Origin of the sequence: Nonomuraea sp. NPDC005983 (assembly GCF_040614375.1) — a bacterium.
Lineage (GTDB): Bacteria > Actinomycetota > Actinomycetes > Streptosporangiales > Streptosporangiaceae > Nonomuraea.
Genome location: NZ_JBEXUP010000116.1, coordinates 1 through 14,112, shown reverse-complemented (window position 1 = coordinate 14,112; position 14,112 = coordinate 1). Strand labels below are relative to the sequence as shown.

Here is a 14,112-nt window from a genome sequence, read left to right as displayed (position 1 = left end):
GCATCCGCCAGGACCTCGGCTTCCTCATGGCCACCTCCACCCGGCGCGACCACCGCAGGCTGGTGCCGTTCATCGTGGTGGCGCTGGTCGCGGTGCTCACCGCCGACACCCTGCTGCTGGTCCAGTCGGGCGGGCGCGGCGACACGACCGTGGCGCGGCGGCGCCCGGCCGCGGCGGTTCCCAAGCAGAGCCTGGCGGCCGAGACCAGGCCCCAGACCCAGCCCCAACCCCAGACCACGCAGCCGGTGGCGCCGCTCGGCCAGTTGCACAAGCCGAACCTGTTCGTGGTCACCCGCAAGCCGCTCACCAACCAGCTCTTACGCAAGGTCGCCCGGGTCAAGGGGGTCAAGGCTCTGGAGCTGGCCGACGCCGCGTCCGTCCTGCTCGACGACAAACGGGTGCAGACCCTGGCCGTCAACCCTTCCTCGTTCCGGGCGTACACGCCGAAGGTGACCGCGTCCTCCGACGCGCTCTGGGCGAACGTCGCCGCCGGTGACGTCGCCGTCTCGTTCGTGCTGGGCAACGACGGCGGGCTCGCGTTGCACCGCCGCGTCTCCGGCCCGGCGGGGGAGCTGCGGATCGGCGCCTACGCCACGACCGGCTTCGGCGCGGTCGACGCGGTCGTGTCCAGGGAGACCGGCCGGACCCTCGGGCTGCCGCAGAACAACGCGCTGATCGTCAGCGCTCCCGGCGTCGACTCGGCCAAGCTGCGCAAGGCCGTCCTCGGCCAGTTGCCCAAAGGCGCGCAGGCGGCCATGGTGAACCCGGTGCTGCCCAAGCCGCAGACCAGGCAACAGACGCTGGCCGCCGGCTCGTTCATGACGGCCGCCCAGATCACCGTGGCGCTGAGGGCCGCGGTGTCCAAGCTCGGCAGGCCGTACGTGTGGGGGGCGGAAGGCCCCGACACCTTCGACTGCTCGGGCCTCGTGCAGTGGGCGTACGCGCAGGCGGGTGTGCGGATGCCGCGGGTGACCCACCAGCAGTGGGTGACGGGGCCGCAGGTGTCGCTGGCGCAGGCGCAGCCGGGCGACCTGCTGTTCTGGCGCAGCGACCCGACCAACCCGGGCTACATCTCGCACGTGGCGATCTACTGGGGCAAGGGGAAGATGCTGCAGGCGCCGCGCACCGGGGACGTGGTGAAGTTCTCTCCGGTGAACACCCGCAACCTGGCCGGCGTCGTCCGGGTCAGCCCGGCACTGGCGTCCCGGGTCCGCTGACACAAGCCGCCCCGCGCCTCGCACGTCTCGCCGAACCGTCGTCGGCGCTCGGCGCACCTGCTCCGTCCCACCGCCGCCCGCGCCCGGGCCTGCCTGCTTGACGGCTCGCCCGCCTGCCTCGGATGTCGCCTCGCCGCCATAAGGCTCCGACGGGTCTCATTCGCCGGCCTCTGGGGGGTGTATTTCGCGCGCAACTGTGTAATGTTGATTACATGGCAAGCGAGGAAGCTACAGCGCAGATCCGGGCCTGGTTCACCGGCCGCCTTCCTGAGGGCTGGTTCACCGGCGCGCCGGAGATCGTGAGGGACCGCGAGGAGATCGCGGTCCTCGGAACGCTCCCGGAGCCCGAGGCCGAGGGTTCGGAGGCCGAGCGAGCCGCTCTGGTCGACGGGCTGATCCGGCGGTTCCGCGAAGAGACCCGCGACAGGCGCATCGAGATCGCCAAGGAGGCCGAGCGCAGGTTCCGGCAGAAGGTGTCCTGGGGCGTCGTCTGCGGCGGCGAGACTGTGATGTTCACCACTCTCTCGGTGCCGGTGATGACCCGGCTGCGCCAGTCGGAGCGGCAGGTCCTCGACACGCTGGTGGCCGCCGGCGTGGCCCGGAGCCGCAGCGACGCGCTGGCGTGGTGCGTCCGGCTGGTCGGCAAGCACACCGACACCTGGCTGGCCGAATTGCGCGACGCTTTGCAGCACGTCGACCGCGTTCGCTCCTCCGGGCCGGACATCAATTCCTGAGAGTATGCAGCGGAAACGGGCCGGAAATTGGACTATACCTCTTACCAGATTGGTTTAGACCAGCGCTATTGGGCCCGTCCGGCACGCTGACTGAATTCTTTTAAAAGCCCTCCTTCTGGGTAGGCTCCCCCAATCGTCAAGGCCGCTGCCTGCGGCGACGCCGTATCCAACAGGTCTATGCCAATTGGATTCCAGGCGGCGTCTGCGTTAAAGATGTGTGGGCGCCGACAGAGTGGAGGAGCCACCGCCGTGTCCGTTTCCGTGGAAGTACCGGCCCCGACGACCAATGCTGAATTGGTCGCGTGGGTGAACGAGATCGCAGCCCTGACCCAGCCCGACCGGATCGAGTGGTGCGACGGCTCGGAGGAGGAGTGGACGCGCCTGACGAACCTGCTCGTGGAGCAGGGCACGTTCACCCGACTGGCCAAGCGGCCGAACAGCTTCTACGCCAAGTCCGACCCGAGCGACGTGGCCAGGGTCGAGGACCGCACGTTCATCTGCTCGGAGCGCGAGCAGGACGCGGGCCCGACCAACAACTGGATCGCTCCGGCCGAGATGCGGCGGACGTTCGGCCAGCTGTTCAAGGGCTGCATGCGCGGCCGCACCATGTACGTGGTGCCGTTCTGCATGGGCCCCCTGGGAGGCGAGATCTCCCAGCTCGGCGTCGAGATCACCGACTCGCCGTACGTGGCGGTGTCGATGCGGGTGATGACGAGGATGGGCGACCGGGCGCTGCGCCTGATCGAGAAGCGCGCAGCGGCGCGCAAGGCCGGAGAGAGCGAGGGGCGAGCCGACGCGGGCCGCGGCAAGCGCGACCATGAGCACAGCGACTTCGTCAAGGCGGTGCACAGCGTGGGGGCCCCGCTGGAGCCGGGCCAGCACGACGTCCCGTGGCCGTGCAGCTCCACCAAGTACATCAGCCACTTCCCCGAGACCCGTGAGATCTGGTCGTACGGCTCGGGCTACGGCGGCAACGCGCTGCTGGGCAAGAAGTGCTACGCGCTGCGCATCGCCAGCACGATGGCCCGCGACGAGGGCTGGATGGCCGAGCACATGCTCATCCTGAAGCTCACGCCGCCGTCGGGCGAGACCCGCTACATCGCCGCGGCCTTCCCGAGCGCGTGCGGCAAGACGAACCTGGCCATGCTGCAGCCGACGATTCCCGGCTGGAAGGTCGAGACGGTCGGCGACGACATCGCCTGGATGCGCTTCGGCGACGACGGCCGTCTCTACGCGATCAATCCGGAGGCCGGCTTCTTCGGCGTGGCGCCGGGAACCGGCGAGGTCACCAACGCCAACGCGGTCAAGACGCTCTGGGGCAACAGCATCTTCACCAACGTCGCGCTCACCGACGACGGCGACGTGTGGTGGGAGGGCCTCACCGACGAGCCGCCCGCGCACCTGACCGACTGGAAGGGCCGCTCCTGGACACCTGACAGCGACGAGCCGGCGGCCCACCCGAACGCCCGCTTCACCACACCCGCCTCGCAGTGCCCCACGATCGCCCCCGAGTGGCAGGACCCCAAGGGCGTGCCCATCTCGGCGATCCTGTTCGGCGGCCGGCGCGCCACCGCGGTGCCGCTGGTCACCGAGTCGCTGAGCTGGGAGCACGGCGTCTTCCTCGGAGCCAACGTCGCCTCCGAGAAGACCGCCGCTGCCGAGGGCAAGGTCGGGGAGCTGCGCCACGACCCGTTCGCCATGCTGCCGTTCTGCGGCTACAACATGGGCGACTACTTCGCCCACTGGCTGAAGATCGGCAGGCGCGCGGGCGCGCAGCTGCCGCGCATCTACTACGTGAACTGGTTCCGCAAGGACGCCGACGGCAGGTTCATCTGGCCGGGCTTCGGCGAGAACAGCCGCGTGCTCAAGTGGATCGTGGACCGGCTCAACGGCGAGGCCGAGGCCGTCCCGACGCCGATCGGCCTGCTGCCGGAGTCGCTCGACACCGACGGCCTGGACCTGTCGGAGGAGGACCTGCGCACGCTGCTGTCGGTGGACCGTGAGGTCTGGCGCGAGGAGGCGTCGCTGATCCCGGCGCACTTCCGCACCTTCGGCGACCGCCTGCCGAAGGAGCTGTGGGACGAGTACACCGCCCTGGTCGACCGCCTGGGCTGACGAGGTCGCAGAGGTACGGTCCACGGGGCCGTACCTCTTGTAGGGCGCTGGGGTTTTTGCGGGTTTAGCTGACTTTCGGGCGGAAACCTCTCTCTCGTGGGGGGACTGCGCTGTGTTGACGGCTCGTACCTGACCGTCACGCCTGTCGCGTGCACGGACAGTGTCGGCAGGCCGTACGAGATCACCTTGGAGCTGCGCCGCGACGGCACGCCGTACGGGGTCGTGGGGGAGAGGTGCGGCTGGCTGCTCGCCCGGCTGGCGCGGGGCGTGGACGACGCCCGTGAGGGCCGAGGCGGGGCCGGGCTCTGGCCTGACCCCGACGACCGGTTCCCCGACGAGGAGCCCGACAGCGAGCTGTTCTCCTTCCGCTATCGCACAAGGTCCGGCGTGGTGGGCGGCGGGGAGCTACGCTGCCAGCTCAGGACCATCCCGATCTGGGTTCCCCGTCGCGAGGGCCGCGGCGAGTGGCGCCTGACCCGCAGGGCGTACGTGGAGGCGTGGGGCGCCCCCGGCGTCGGCATGCGAGCGGTGCTCACCTCGGCCGAACTGGCCGTGTTCGTCCGCGGCCTGGTCGACGAGGCCGAGGGCTGTCTCGACGGTAGAGATCTGGCCAGGAATCCCGTTGAGGGGGCAGGCAGGGGTGAATCGCGGTGATAATTGCCTGTTAGGTCATACGACCACAGGCACAGAACCGCTGGGGAGGGCTCCGTGGGCCTGCGCGATCTGGTCTACCGGGTGTACGAGCACCGGTTGGAGACCAAGCTGTCGAAGGCGAAGGGCAGCATTCCCCGGCATGTCGGGGTCATCATCGACGGCAACCGCCGCTGGGCGCGGTCCATGGGCATGTCCGACGTCGCCACCGGCCATCGCAAGGGCGCCGACAAGATCTCCGAGCTGCTCACCTGGTGCCGTGAGACGGGCGTCGAGGTCGTCACGGTCTGGATGCTGTCGAACGACAACCTGAACCGCCCCAGCGAGGAACTGGAGCCGCTGCTGCGGATCATCGAGGACGTCACGCAGGAGCTGGTGGAGGAGGGCTGGCGGATCAGCCCGGTGGGCGCGCTGGACCTGTTGCCGGACAGAACGGCGAATGTCCTGAAAACTGCGAAAGAGGCCACATCGCACCGTCCTGGCCTGATTGTGAACGTTGCAGTTGGGTACGGTGGAAGGCGTGAGATTGCCGATGCGGTGCGCTCACTCCTCCAGGAGCACGCCAGCAAGGGGGCCAGCATCGAGGACCTCGTCGAGGTTCTCGATGTCGAGCACATCGCGGAGCATCTCTACACTCGCGGTCAGCCCGACCCGGATCTTCTCATCCGGACCTCGGGCGAGCAGCGTCTGTCGGGCTTCATGCTGTGGCAGAGCGCTCACTCTGAGTTCTACTTCCACGAGGCCTACTGGCCTGACTTCCGCAGGGTCGACTTCCTGCGGGCGCTGCGCGACTATGCCGCGAGACACCGGCGTTACGGTTCCTGATCCGCGAAGCGGGTATTCAGGACGTAACGTTGGAAGTGTTCGGCCACAGGCCGAACGCTCCGGAAAGGGCCCGCCTTTGCACCACGACCTGCTGAGGGGGGCCGGAACCCGGCGCCGCCGGCATGTCGCGGCAGGGACGCGGGTCCGGTCCGATTCCCGCCTCGTCTGCAGGGCTCCCGCTCTCATGGGCGCCCGGGGGAGAACGTGTGGCAGTGTCCTCGAGCAACCCTTCTTCCAAGCCCGCCAAGCGCACCTATGTGCTTGACACCTCGGTCCTGCTCGCCGACCCGGCGGCATTGACCCGCTTCGCGGAGCACGACGTCGTCCTTCCAATCGTCGTGATCACGGAGCTGGAGGGGAAGCGGCACCATCCCGAACTCGGCTACTTCGCGCGGAAGGCCCTGCGTTACCTCGACGACCTGCGCGTGCAGTACGGCAGGCTGGACGAGCCGATGCCGACCGGGGATGGGACGATCAGGGTTGAGCTCAACCACAGCGATCCGTCCGTGCTGCCCGTCGGCTTCCGGCTGGGCGACAACGACACCCGCATCCTGACCGTGGCGCGCACGCTCGCCGCCGAGGGCTGCGACGTCGTACTCGTCTCCAAGGACCTGCCCATGCGGATCAAGGCAGGCTCGATCGGCCTGCTGGCGGAGGAGTACCGCGCCGAGCTGGTCGTCGAGTCGGGCTGGACGGGAATGGCCGAGCTCCAGACCACCACGGAGGACGTGGAGACGCTCTTCGAGCACGGCACCGCCGACATGGAAGAGGCCAGGGACCTGCCCACGCACACCGGCCTGCGGCTGCTGTCGGCCAAGGGCTCGGCGCTCGGCCGGGTGCTGCCCGACAAGTCGGTGCGGCTGGTGCGCGGCGACCGCGAGGCGTTCGGCCTGCACGGCCGCTCCGCCGAGCAGCGCATCGCGCTGGACCTGCTGATGGACCCCGAGATCGGGATCGTCTCGCTGGGCGGCAGGGCGGGCACCGGCAAGTCGGCCCTGGCTCTCTGCGCGGGCCTGGAGGCCGTCCTGGAGCGCCGCCAGCACCGCAAGGTGGTCGTCTTCCGCCCGCTGTACGCGGTGGGCGGACAGGAGCTCGGCTACCTGCCGGGAACCGAGGGCGAGAAGATGGGCCCGTGGGCCCAGGCGGTCTACGACACGCTGAGCGCGGTCACCTCGCCCGAGGTGATCGAGGAGGTGCTCGACCGCGGCATGCTGGAGGTGCTGCCGCTCACGCACATCCGCGGCCGGTCGCTGCACGACGCGTTCGTGATCGTGGACGAGGCCCAGTCGCTGGAGCGCGGGGTGCTGCTGACCGTGCTGAGCCGGATCGGCGCCAACTCCCGCGTGGTGCTCACCCACGACATCGCCCAGCGCGACAACCTGCGCGTCGGCAGGCACGACGGCGTGGTGGCGGTGGTGGAGAAGCTCAAGGGGCACCCGCTGTTCGCGCACGTCACGCTGACCAGGTCGGAGCGCTCGCCGATCGCCGCGCTGGTGACCGAGATGCTGGAGGACATCACGATCTAGGTCACCTCAGGTCGCCGCAGATGAACCGCCCTTCCGTCTTGGAGGGGCGGTTCGCGTACCTGTGGACGATCTTGACTTGCTCGAAGGCGGCGTCCTGCTGGGCCGTGCAGACGATCTGCGCCTTGGCGTTCTTGCTCAGCTCGCCCTCGCCCTTGACGTAGACGGTGAGGGTGGACGTGCGTGGCAGCTGGACCTCGTCGCGCTTGATGGGGTTGAGCGAGTCGGAGATGCCCTCCAGGGTGAAGCCGCGCAGCGCGGTGTCGCGGTCGCCGGGCGGCTGGCTGGACGCGGCGAAGAGGGCGTTGAGGAGGCTGTCGACCCTGTCGGACGTCACGTTGGCGGGCTCCAGGGCCAGCTTGCCGCCCTTGAGCAGGTAGATCGTCTTGGACGGCGGCGGCACGGTGATCGTGGGCGGCTTGGCCCTGTCCTCGACGTCCGAGGGCGGGATGCCGCAGGCCGCCACCGCCAGCAGCGCGGCCGCCGCGAGGAGCGGGACGGCTCTCATCCGTGCGGCAGCCAGACCGTGAACAGGGTGCCGGGCTCCTGCCTGCGCACCGAGATCGTCCCGCCGTGCAGGTGGACGTTGGCCCGCGCGATGGCCAGGCCGAGGCCGCTGCCCTGGCTGCGGGCCCGCCCCGCGCCCGCCTTGAAGAAGCGGTCGAAGACGTGTGGCAGGGCCTCCTCCGGGATGCCCTTGCCGTGGTCGCGCACCTTCACCTCCAGGCCGTTCTCGGTGCCCCTGGCGCTGACCAGGATGGGGGGCAGGCCGTGCTTGAGCGCGTTGCCGACGAGGTTGGCCACGATGACGTCGAACCTCCTCGGGTCGAGGTTGACCGTCAGGCTCTGGGGTGCGTTCACCCGCACCTGGTCGCTCCAGCCTCGCACCTCCAGGCAGTCCTGGATCGCGTCGGCGACGTTGACCGGTTCCAGGTTGAGCGTGGCGGTGCCCGCGTCGAAGCGGCTGATCTCGATGAGGTGCTCGACCAGCTCGCGCAGCCGCTCGATCTCGCCGAGCACCAGCCTGACCGCCTCGGCGGGCGCGTCCGGCAGCCGGTCGGCCTCGTCGGAGAGCATGTCGGCGACGGCGGTCATCGCGGTGAGCGGGGTGCGCAGCTCGTGCGAGACGTCGGCGACGAACCGGCGCGACATCGCCTCCAGTGACCGCAGCTCGGCCACGCTCAGCTCCAGCGCCGCCGCCGCGTCGTTGAACCGCGCGGACAGCCCCGCCAGCTCGTCGTGCCCGCTCACGGGCAGGCGCGTGTCGAGGCGGCCCTCGCCGAGTGCCTGGGCCGCCGCGCTGAGCCGCCTGACCGGCAGCAGCACCTGCCTGGCCGACAGCAGCGCCACGACCAGCGCGATCAGCAGGATGACCACTGCGGCCTGGGTGAACGTGGTGCGCAGCGCGGCGAGCTGGGCCTCCTCGTCATGCAGCGGGAAGAAGACGAACACGCGCAGCCCCGTGGGCTCCGGGAAGCCGCTGTCCGCCCGGTAGACCTCGGCGCCGATGATCAGCCAGAGTTCGTCGTGGATGACCTTGCGCTGGCTGACGACGCCCTGCTTGGCCCGCCCGTACAGCTCGTTGGGCACGTTGGCCATGGTCAGCTGGCCCTCGGCGTAGGCCAGGTTGCGGTACTCGACGATCACGCTCCTGCCCGGCCCGCTCAGCGCCGTGGACACGGTGGCCAGCTCGGTCGTGGTGGGCGCGGCCTCGCCCGGCCTGAGCTTGCCGACGGGGAAGGCGATCCGCTCCAGCTCCCTGGTCACCAGGTCGATCGAGCTGTTCTCGGCCCGCTCGATCAGCGCCCCCTTGGCCAGCTCGAAGCCGATGGTGGCGACCAGCACCGACGCTCCCACGGCGACCAGCGTGAAGGTGATGACCAGGCGCGCCCGGAGCCCGGTCGGCAGCCGGATCACGGAGGGCTGAAGCGGTAGCCGAATCCGCGGACGGTGTGGATGAAGACGGGCTCGGCCGGCCTCGGCTCGATCTTCGCCCGTACGCGCTGCACGCAGGCGTCGACGAGCCGGGAGTCGGCGACGTGCGTGTGGTCCCAGACCGCCCGCAGCAGGTAGCGGCGGTTGAGCACCTGGCCCGGGTGCCGCACCAGCTCCAGCAGCAGCCGCAGCTCGGTGGGCGTCAGGTGGATCTCCTTGCTGCCCAGGGTGACCTTGAGCGCGCCCCGGTCGATCATGAGGTCGCCGAACGCGATCCGGTCGGACGCCGCCGACTCGGCCCTGCGCAGGATGGCTCTGATGCGCGCGTCCAGGACTCTCGGCTCGACCGGCTTGACCACGTAGTCGTCGGCGCCCGCCTCCAGGCCGACCACCACGTCGAGGTCGTCGCCGCGGGCGGTGAGCAGGATGACGGGGAGCTGGTCCAGCCTGCGGATGCGGCGGCACACCTCGACGCCGTCGATGCCGGGCAGCATGACGTCCAGGATGGCGATCTCGGGCCTGCGCGACCTGATGTGGTCGAGCGCCTCCTCACCCGTCCCGTAGGACGTGACGGAGTGGCCCTGCCTGGTCAGCGCCAGCTCCAGGGCCGTACGCACCGATGGGTCGTCTTCGACGAGGAGGATGCCAGCCACGCGCACATTATTCTTCCATGACGCGTATATCCGTGTTCTGTCATGAAACTGTGACATGTCACGCACGTGATCCCGAAGAGGCCGGGGCACCCTGGAAACGGTCCTCCCTTCGGCGGCGGGGCCCGAAGGGCGGGCCCACTTTGTTGTGACCAACATCACAGCGAACGGGAAAGTCCGCCCTAACCTGCTGGTTAGTCAATGGAACGCCAACCGAATGTCCCGTTTCGGTTGCGGACCACCCCCCAGGACAGGGCAAGCTCATGGATCGTGAGCCCAGGTCCGCAGTTGAGTGAGCGCCAGACGCAGGAGACCCCCCGCTCGACACGCCGATCCTCGCGGGTGAGCGTGAAGCGGGTCGTCATCATCGCCGTGGCCGCCGCGGCCGTCGTCGGTGGCGGTGGGTTCGTCGCCTATCGCGCCGTCCAGAACGCCGACATCGTTCGCGACCCGCTCACGCCTCAAGACTTCGGCAAGATCGCGTCGGGCGACCTCAGCGCCCCCGACCCCGAGAACGACGCGCTCAAGGAGGCGGCGGCCCAGAAGTACCGGGCCGACAAGCTCAAGGAGGGCCGCGACGGCGGCAAGCCCAAGCTCGACTGGGTCGAGGTGAAGAAGCCCCCCACCAGCGACGGCTTCCCGCCCGCCAACTTCCCGCCGGGCAGCAACCCCTCGCCCGGCAGCAACAAGGCCGTCGCCAAGAGCATGCTCGCCTCGGCGGGCTTCGGCGCCGACCAGTGGGGCTGCCTCGAACGGCTCTGGATGAAGGAGAGCGGCTGGAACGAGCGGGCCATGAACCGCTACTCCGGCGCCTACGGCATCCCGCAGTCCCTGCCGGGCAGCAAGATGGCCAGCGCCGGCGCCGACTGGCAGACCAACGCCGCCACCCAGATCAAGTGGGGCCTGTCCTACATCAAGGGCAGGTACGGCACGCCGTGCGGCGCCTGGGGCCACTCTCAGGCCACGGGTTGGTACTGACAGGTCATCTTTTCCCTCTGCAATCGGCAAGCCGTCGGGCCACCTGAGGTATGACGGCGCACGCTGGCCGCATGGGTGTGAAGGTCAGCGTGATCGTGAGTGTCCACAACCCGGGCGATACGGCCGACGCGTGCATCCGCTCCGTCCTGGAGCAGACCCTGCGGGCGGAGGAGTACGAGGTCGTCTTCGTGGACGACGGGTCCACGGACGGCATCGCCGAGCGGCTCGACACCGTCGCCGCCGTCCGCAGGAACGTCAGGGTCCTGCACCTGCCGCACTCGGGCTCCCCGATGCCCGGACGCAACGTCGCGCTGGCTGCGGCCAGGGGCGAGTACGTCTACCTGATCGACCAGCGGGACCGGCTGGAGCGCGACGCGCTGCACCGCATGTACGAGCGGGCCGTCGAGGCCGACGCCGACGTGCTGATCGGCCGCCTGGTGCGCGACAGCGGGCCGCCCGTGCCCGGCTTCGAGCGCAGCAAGGCCCGCGCCGACATCCTGGGTGACCGGCTGCTCACCCTGCTCACGCCGCACAAGCTCTACCGCCGCGCCTTCCTGGAGGAGCACGAGCTCGGCTTCGCCGTGCCCGGCGGGCGGATCGCCGAGCAGGCGTTCGTGGTGCGGACCTACCTCCATGCCAAGGTCATCGCGGTGCTCGCCGAGCAGCCCTGCTGCCACCTGGGCGAGCGGGCGGAGCCCGAGGAGGACCCGCAGATCGTGCTGGCCGAGCTGCGCGCGCTGCTGTCCCAGATCGACGCGCACGTGGGCGAGGGACGCCCGCGCGAGCGCATGTACGGCTACTGGTACCGCTCGACCGTCCTGCGCCCGCTGCTCAGCCAGCGCTTCGCCACCTCCTCCGTGGACAGGGGCCTGCACTTCAGGCTGGTCAGGGAGCTCATGGAGGAGCGCTTCCCCGAGCGGCTCGACCGCCACCTGCCGGTCCACTACCGGGCCCTGGCCACGCTCGTCCGCGCCGGGCGGCTGGACCAGGTCGTCGTCCTGGCCAACTCCTCCAAGCGGGCGGGCCTGCGCGCCGACCTGAGCGAGGTCCGGTGGGACGCGCACGTCCTGGTGCTCGCCCTGACCGTGGAGGTGCTGGCCGGTGACGGCGAGCCCACCAGGTTCCGGACGGACGGCGACCGGCTCTACTGGACCCCGCCCCGCTCCATCGACGACGCCCTGCTATCCGACAGCGTCAAGGACGTCACCGCGGCCGTCGAGCGGGCCCGCATCGAGGTGTACGTGCGGCACGCCGAGACCGGCGTCGTCCACTTCCTCCCGGTGGCCTATCAGGTGCACCATGTCCCGGAGGGCCGCCGCCACGTCCGCGTGCAGATCGCCGGCGAGGCCAGGGTGGACGTGACGGCCGCGGCGCTCGGCGAGCCGCTCAAGTCCGGCCAGTGGGAGGTGCACGTGCGCATGTACGGCGGCGCCCACCAGGCCAGGAGCCGCGTGCGACGCCCCGAGGGCCCGCTCAACTGCCTCGGCGTGCTGGCCCAGCGGCCCAGGACGCGGCTCGTGGTGCCCTGCTGGACGGACGCCGGGGAACTGGGCCTGGCCGTCGAGCCGCGCTCGTTCTCCGAGTCGATCGCGCTCGTGTCGCCGGGCGTGACGCTCAGACAGCAGGACAGCCACCTGTACGTCGTGCTGCCCGTCCCGTACGTGCCGCCGAGCGGCGGGCCGCCGGTGGAGCTGGTGCTGCGCAGCGCCGCCAGGAGCGACCGCGAGCTGACCGTGCCCGCGCTGGTCGAGCCGGGCGTGCCAGGCAAGATCGCCGGGCAGCTGGTGGCCAAGGTCCCGGTCAAGCGGATGCTGGCGGGCAAGGACGCGCTCGGCCCCGGCCTCTGGCTGTCGTCGCTGCGCACCGCCGACGACGAGACCGGGCTGCGGTTCGGGCTGGAGATGCGCAGGGGCAGGGTGATGGTGCGTCCCTCGGCCATGGTGACCCCGGAGCGGCGCTCGCCGCTCGGCCGCGACACCAGGCTGCACAGGCTGGGCCGCCGCCTGCCCGGCGCGCGGCACATCGTGCGCCTGGCGCGCGCGGGCAAGCACCGCTACCTCAGGGACTGACCCACTCCTCCAGCTCGGCGAAGGCGCTCCTGAAGGCCGGGAGCATCGGCTTGAGCTTGTCGGGGTAGGCGTCGACCAGGCTGTCGAGGTGGTTGCCGCCCTCGATCCGGTGGTAGCGGAACGGCCGATGCGGGCCGACCATCTTCGCGTACACGTCCGAGTCGCGGGTGATCGGCAGCAGCGTGTCGAGCGTGCCATGGATGGTGATCAGCGGCTTGGTGATCCGGCCGGTCAGCGCGATCTTCGCGACGGCCGCGTAAGGCTTGCGCGCGTCGTAGTCGTAGTCGGCCGCGGCGCCCTCGTAGGAGGGGTCCAGCTCCTTCTGGTAGAGCTGCTGGGTGAGCTCCCAGTAGTACTGCCGGTGGAACGGCCACAGGAACTCCGAGCCCTCGGCGAACCCGGCCGCGAGCACCCCCGCCTGGTCCGGGTACGCCTTGAGCGCCTTCGGCAGGTAGTTGAGCAGGTTGTCGCCCTTGACCCGCCAGAGCGTGCCCTCCCAGTCGACGCCGCCGTCGTACAGCCAGCCACGGTTCTCCAGCTGCCATCTGACGAGGTAGCCGCCGTTGGAGATCCCGGCCATGAACGTCCGCTCGGGCGACCTGCCGTACCGCTGCCTGACGACGGCCTTGGCGGCGACCGCGAGCTGGGTGACGCGCTCGTTCCACTCGGCGATCGCGTCGCCGGGGCGGCGCCCGTCGGTGTGGAAGCCGACGCCCGTGTTGCCCTTGTCGGTGGCGGCGAACGCGTACCCCTTCGACAGGACCCAGTCGGAGATCGTGTAGTCGTTGGCGTACTGCTCCCTGTTGCCGGGGGTGCCCGACACCACCAGCCCGCCGGTCCAGTTCTCCGGCAGCCTGATCACGAACTGGGCGTCGTGGTTCCAGCCGTGGTTGGTGTTGGTGGTGGACGTGTCGGGGAAGTAGCCGTCGATCTGGACGCCGGGCACCCCGGTCGGGTTGACCGTGGCCGCCGAGTGCAGGCCGGCCCAGTCGGCCGGGTCGGTGTGCCCGGTCGCGACGGTGCCCGCGGTGGTCAGGTCGTCCAGCCGGGCGACGACCGCGCGCTCGGCGCCCGGCACGGTGAGCTGCTGCACGGGCGTGAGCAGGCTCGCGACCAGGGTGAGGGCGACTAACATCAGGCCTCCTTGATGTGCTCTGCCAGCAGCCGCTGGAACTCGGCCGGGTGTTCCAGGTGTGGGCTGTGGCCGCACTCGTCGAGCACGGCCTCACGGTAGCGGCCGTACCGCTCCAGGACGGCCCTGGTCTGGCTGACCATCGGCTGGGCCGTGGGGGGCGGGGGACCCGGCGCCCCCCCCCCCCCCCCCCCGGGGGCCCCGTGGGACAGGGGGGTGGGGGGGTGGTTGACGGGGTGGGCGCCCCCGGTCCACACGATGGGCGGCGGGGGGGGGTGGTAGG

The 14,112-nt window shown here is 70.3% G+C and carries 13 protein-coding genes; 8 read left to right on the top strand and 5 right to left on the bottom strand.

What is annotated here, in order from left to right; translation table 11 throughout:
* Positions 1-26 precede the first annotated feature (26 nt).
* From ABZ297_RS35465 to ABZ297_RS35440, 6 genes are all read left to right on the top strand, one after another.
* On the top strand, positions 27-1,217 hold the full coding sequence (locus ABZ297_RS35465; protein WP_355355696.1) for a C40 family peptidase: 1,191 nt from the start codon (positions 27-29) through the stop codon (positions 1,215-1,217).
* Between the two features lie 212 nt (positions 1,218-1,429).
* Positions 1,430-1,951, top strand: coding sequence for a hypothetical protein (locus ABZ297_RS35460; protein WP_355355694.1), 522 nt, complete (start codon positions 1,430-1,432; stop codon positions 1,949-1,951).
* A 213-nt stretch (positions 1,952-2,164) separates the two neighbouring features.
* Positions 2,165-4,066 (top strand): phosphoenolpyruvate carboxykinase (GTP), encoded by a 1,902-nt coding sequence (locus tag ABZ297_RS35455; RefSeq protein ID WP_355355692.1) that lies wholly within the window; start codon positions 2,165-2,167, stop codon positions 4,064-4,066.
* Between the two features lie 96 nt (positions 4,067-4,162).
* Positions 4,163-4,720, top strand: a complete 558-nt coding sequence (locus tag ABZ297_RS35450; RefSeq protein ID WP_355355690.1) for a hypothetical protein — start codon at positions 4,163-4,165, stop codon at positions 4,718-4,720.
* A 54-nt stretch (positions 4,721-4,774) separates the two neighbouring features.
* Positions 4,775-5,542, top strand: a complete 768-nt coding sequence (locus ABZ297_RS35445) for an isoprenyl transferase (protein ID WP_355355689.1) — start codon at positions 4,775-4,777, stop codon at positions 5,540-5,542.
* A 206-nt stretch (positions 5,543-5,748) separates the two neighbouring features.
* Complete coding sequence (locus ABZ297_RS35440) at positions 5,749-7,068, top strand: PhoH family protein (protein WP_355355688.1); 1,320 nt, start codon at positions 5,749-5,751, stop codon at positions 7,066-7,068.
* 1 nt (position 7,069) lies between these two features.
* Here ABZ297_RS35440 and ABZ297_RS35435 read toward each other — a convergent pair whose 3' ends face one another.
* From ABZ297_RS35435 to ABZ297_RS35425, 3 genes are read right to left on the bottom strand one after another with little or no spacing between them, the layout of a single operon-like run.
* Entirely contained in the window at positions 7,070-7,573 is a 504-nt protein-coding gene (locus tag ABZ297_RS35435) for a hypothetical protein (protein WP_355355686.1), read from the bottom strand.
* Positions 7,570-8,982, bottom strand: coding sequence for a HAMP domain-containing sensor histidine kinase (locus tag ABZ297_RS35430; RefSeq protein WP_355355684.1), 1,413 nt, complete (start codon positions 8,980-8,982; stop codon positions 7,570-7,572). Before ABZ297_RS35430 ends, ABZ297_RS35435 begins: the two co-directional genes overlap by 4 nt.
* Positions 8,979-9,653 (bottom strand): response regulator transcription factor, encoded by a 675-nt coding sequence (locus tag ABZ297_RS35425; RefSeq protein WP_355355682.1) that lies wholly within the window; start codon positions 9,651-9,653, stop codon positions 8,979-8,981. Before ABZ297_RS35425 ends, ABZ297_RS35430 begins: the two co-directional genes overlap by 4 nt.
* A 345-nt stretch (positions 9,654-9,998) precedes the next feature.
* Here ABZ297_RS35425 and ABZ297_RS35420 point away from each other — a divergent pair, with 345 nt between their 5' ends.
* Together ABZ297_RS35420 and ABZ297_RS35415 are read left to right on the top strand one after the other, a co-directional pair.
* Complete coding sequence (locus ABZ297_RS35420; protein ID WP_355355680.1) at positions 9,999-10,628, top strand: lytic transglycosylase domain-containing protein; 630 nt, start codon at positions 9,999-10,001, stop codon at positions 10,626-10,628.
* Positions 10,629-10,699: 71 nt separating this feature from the next.
* Positions 10,700-12,697: a glycosyltransferase family 2 protein gene (locus ABZ297_RS35415; RefSeq protein WP_355355678.1), complete on the top strand. Its 1,998-nt coding sequence runs from the start codon at positions 10,700-10,702 to the stop codon at positions 12,695-12,697.
* Here the strand turns inward: ABZ297_RS35415 and ABZ297_RS35410 are convergent.
* Together ABZ297_RS35410 and ABZ297_RS35405 are read right to left on the bottom strand one after the other, a co-directional pair.
* The gene (locus tag ABZ297_RS35410; RefSeq protein WP_355355676.1) at positions 12,687-13,832 is read right to left on the bottom strand and encodes a tannase/feruloyl esterase family alpha/beta hydrolase; all 1,146 of its coding nucleotides are present in this window, start codon (positions 13,830-13,832) and stop codon (positions 12,687-12,689) included. The two genes, ABZ297_RS35415 and ABZ297_RS35410, sit on opposite strands and share 11 nt — an antisense overlap.
* Positions 13,832-13,972: a hypothetical protein gene (locus ABZ297_RS35405; protein ID WP_355355674.1), complete on the bottom strand. Its 141-nt coding sequence runs from the start codon at positions 13,970-13,972 to the stop codon at positions 13,832-13,834. Before ABZ297_RS35405 ends, ABZ297_RS35410 begins: the two co-directional genes overlap by 1 nt.
* Positions 13,973-14,112: the final 140 nt, after the last annotated feature.

Excerpts from the sequence above, each read along its gene's own strand:
- ABZ297_RS35465 (WP_355355696.1), top strand. The coding sequence starts at position 27 with ATGGCCACCTCCACCCGGCGCGACCACCGCAGGCTGGTGCCGTTCATC.
- ABZ297_RS35460 (WP_355355694.1), top strand. The coding sequence starts at position 1,430 with ATGGCAAGCGAGGAAGCTACAGCGCAGATCCGGGCCTGGTTCACCGGC.
- ABZ297_RS35455 (WP_355355692.1), top strand. The coding sequence starts at position 2,165 with ATGTGTGGGCGCCGACAGAGTGGAGGAGCCACCGCCGTGTCCGTTTCC.
- ABZ297_RS35435 (WP_355355686.1), bottom strand. The coding sequence starts at position 7,573 with ATGAGAGCCGTCCCGCTCCTCGCGGCGGCCGCGCTGCTGGCGGTGGCG.
- ABZ297_RS35415 (WP_355355678.1), top strand. The coding sequence starts at position 10,700 with ATGGGTGTGAAGGTCAGCGTGATCGTGAGTGTCCACAACCCGGGCGAT.
- ABZ297_RS35410 (WP_355355676.1), bottom strand. The coding sequence starts at position 13,832 with ATGTTAGTCGCCCTCACCCTGGTCGCGAGCCTGCTCACGCCCGTGCAG.
- ABZ297_RS35405 (WP_355355674.1), bottom strand. The coding sequence starts at position 13,972 with ATGGTCAGCCAGACCAGGGCCGTCCTGGAGCGGTACGGCCGCTACCGT.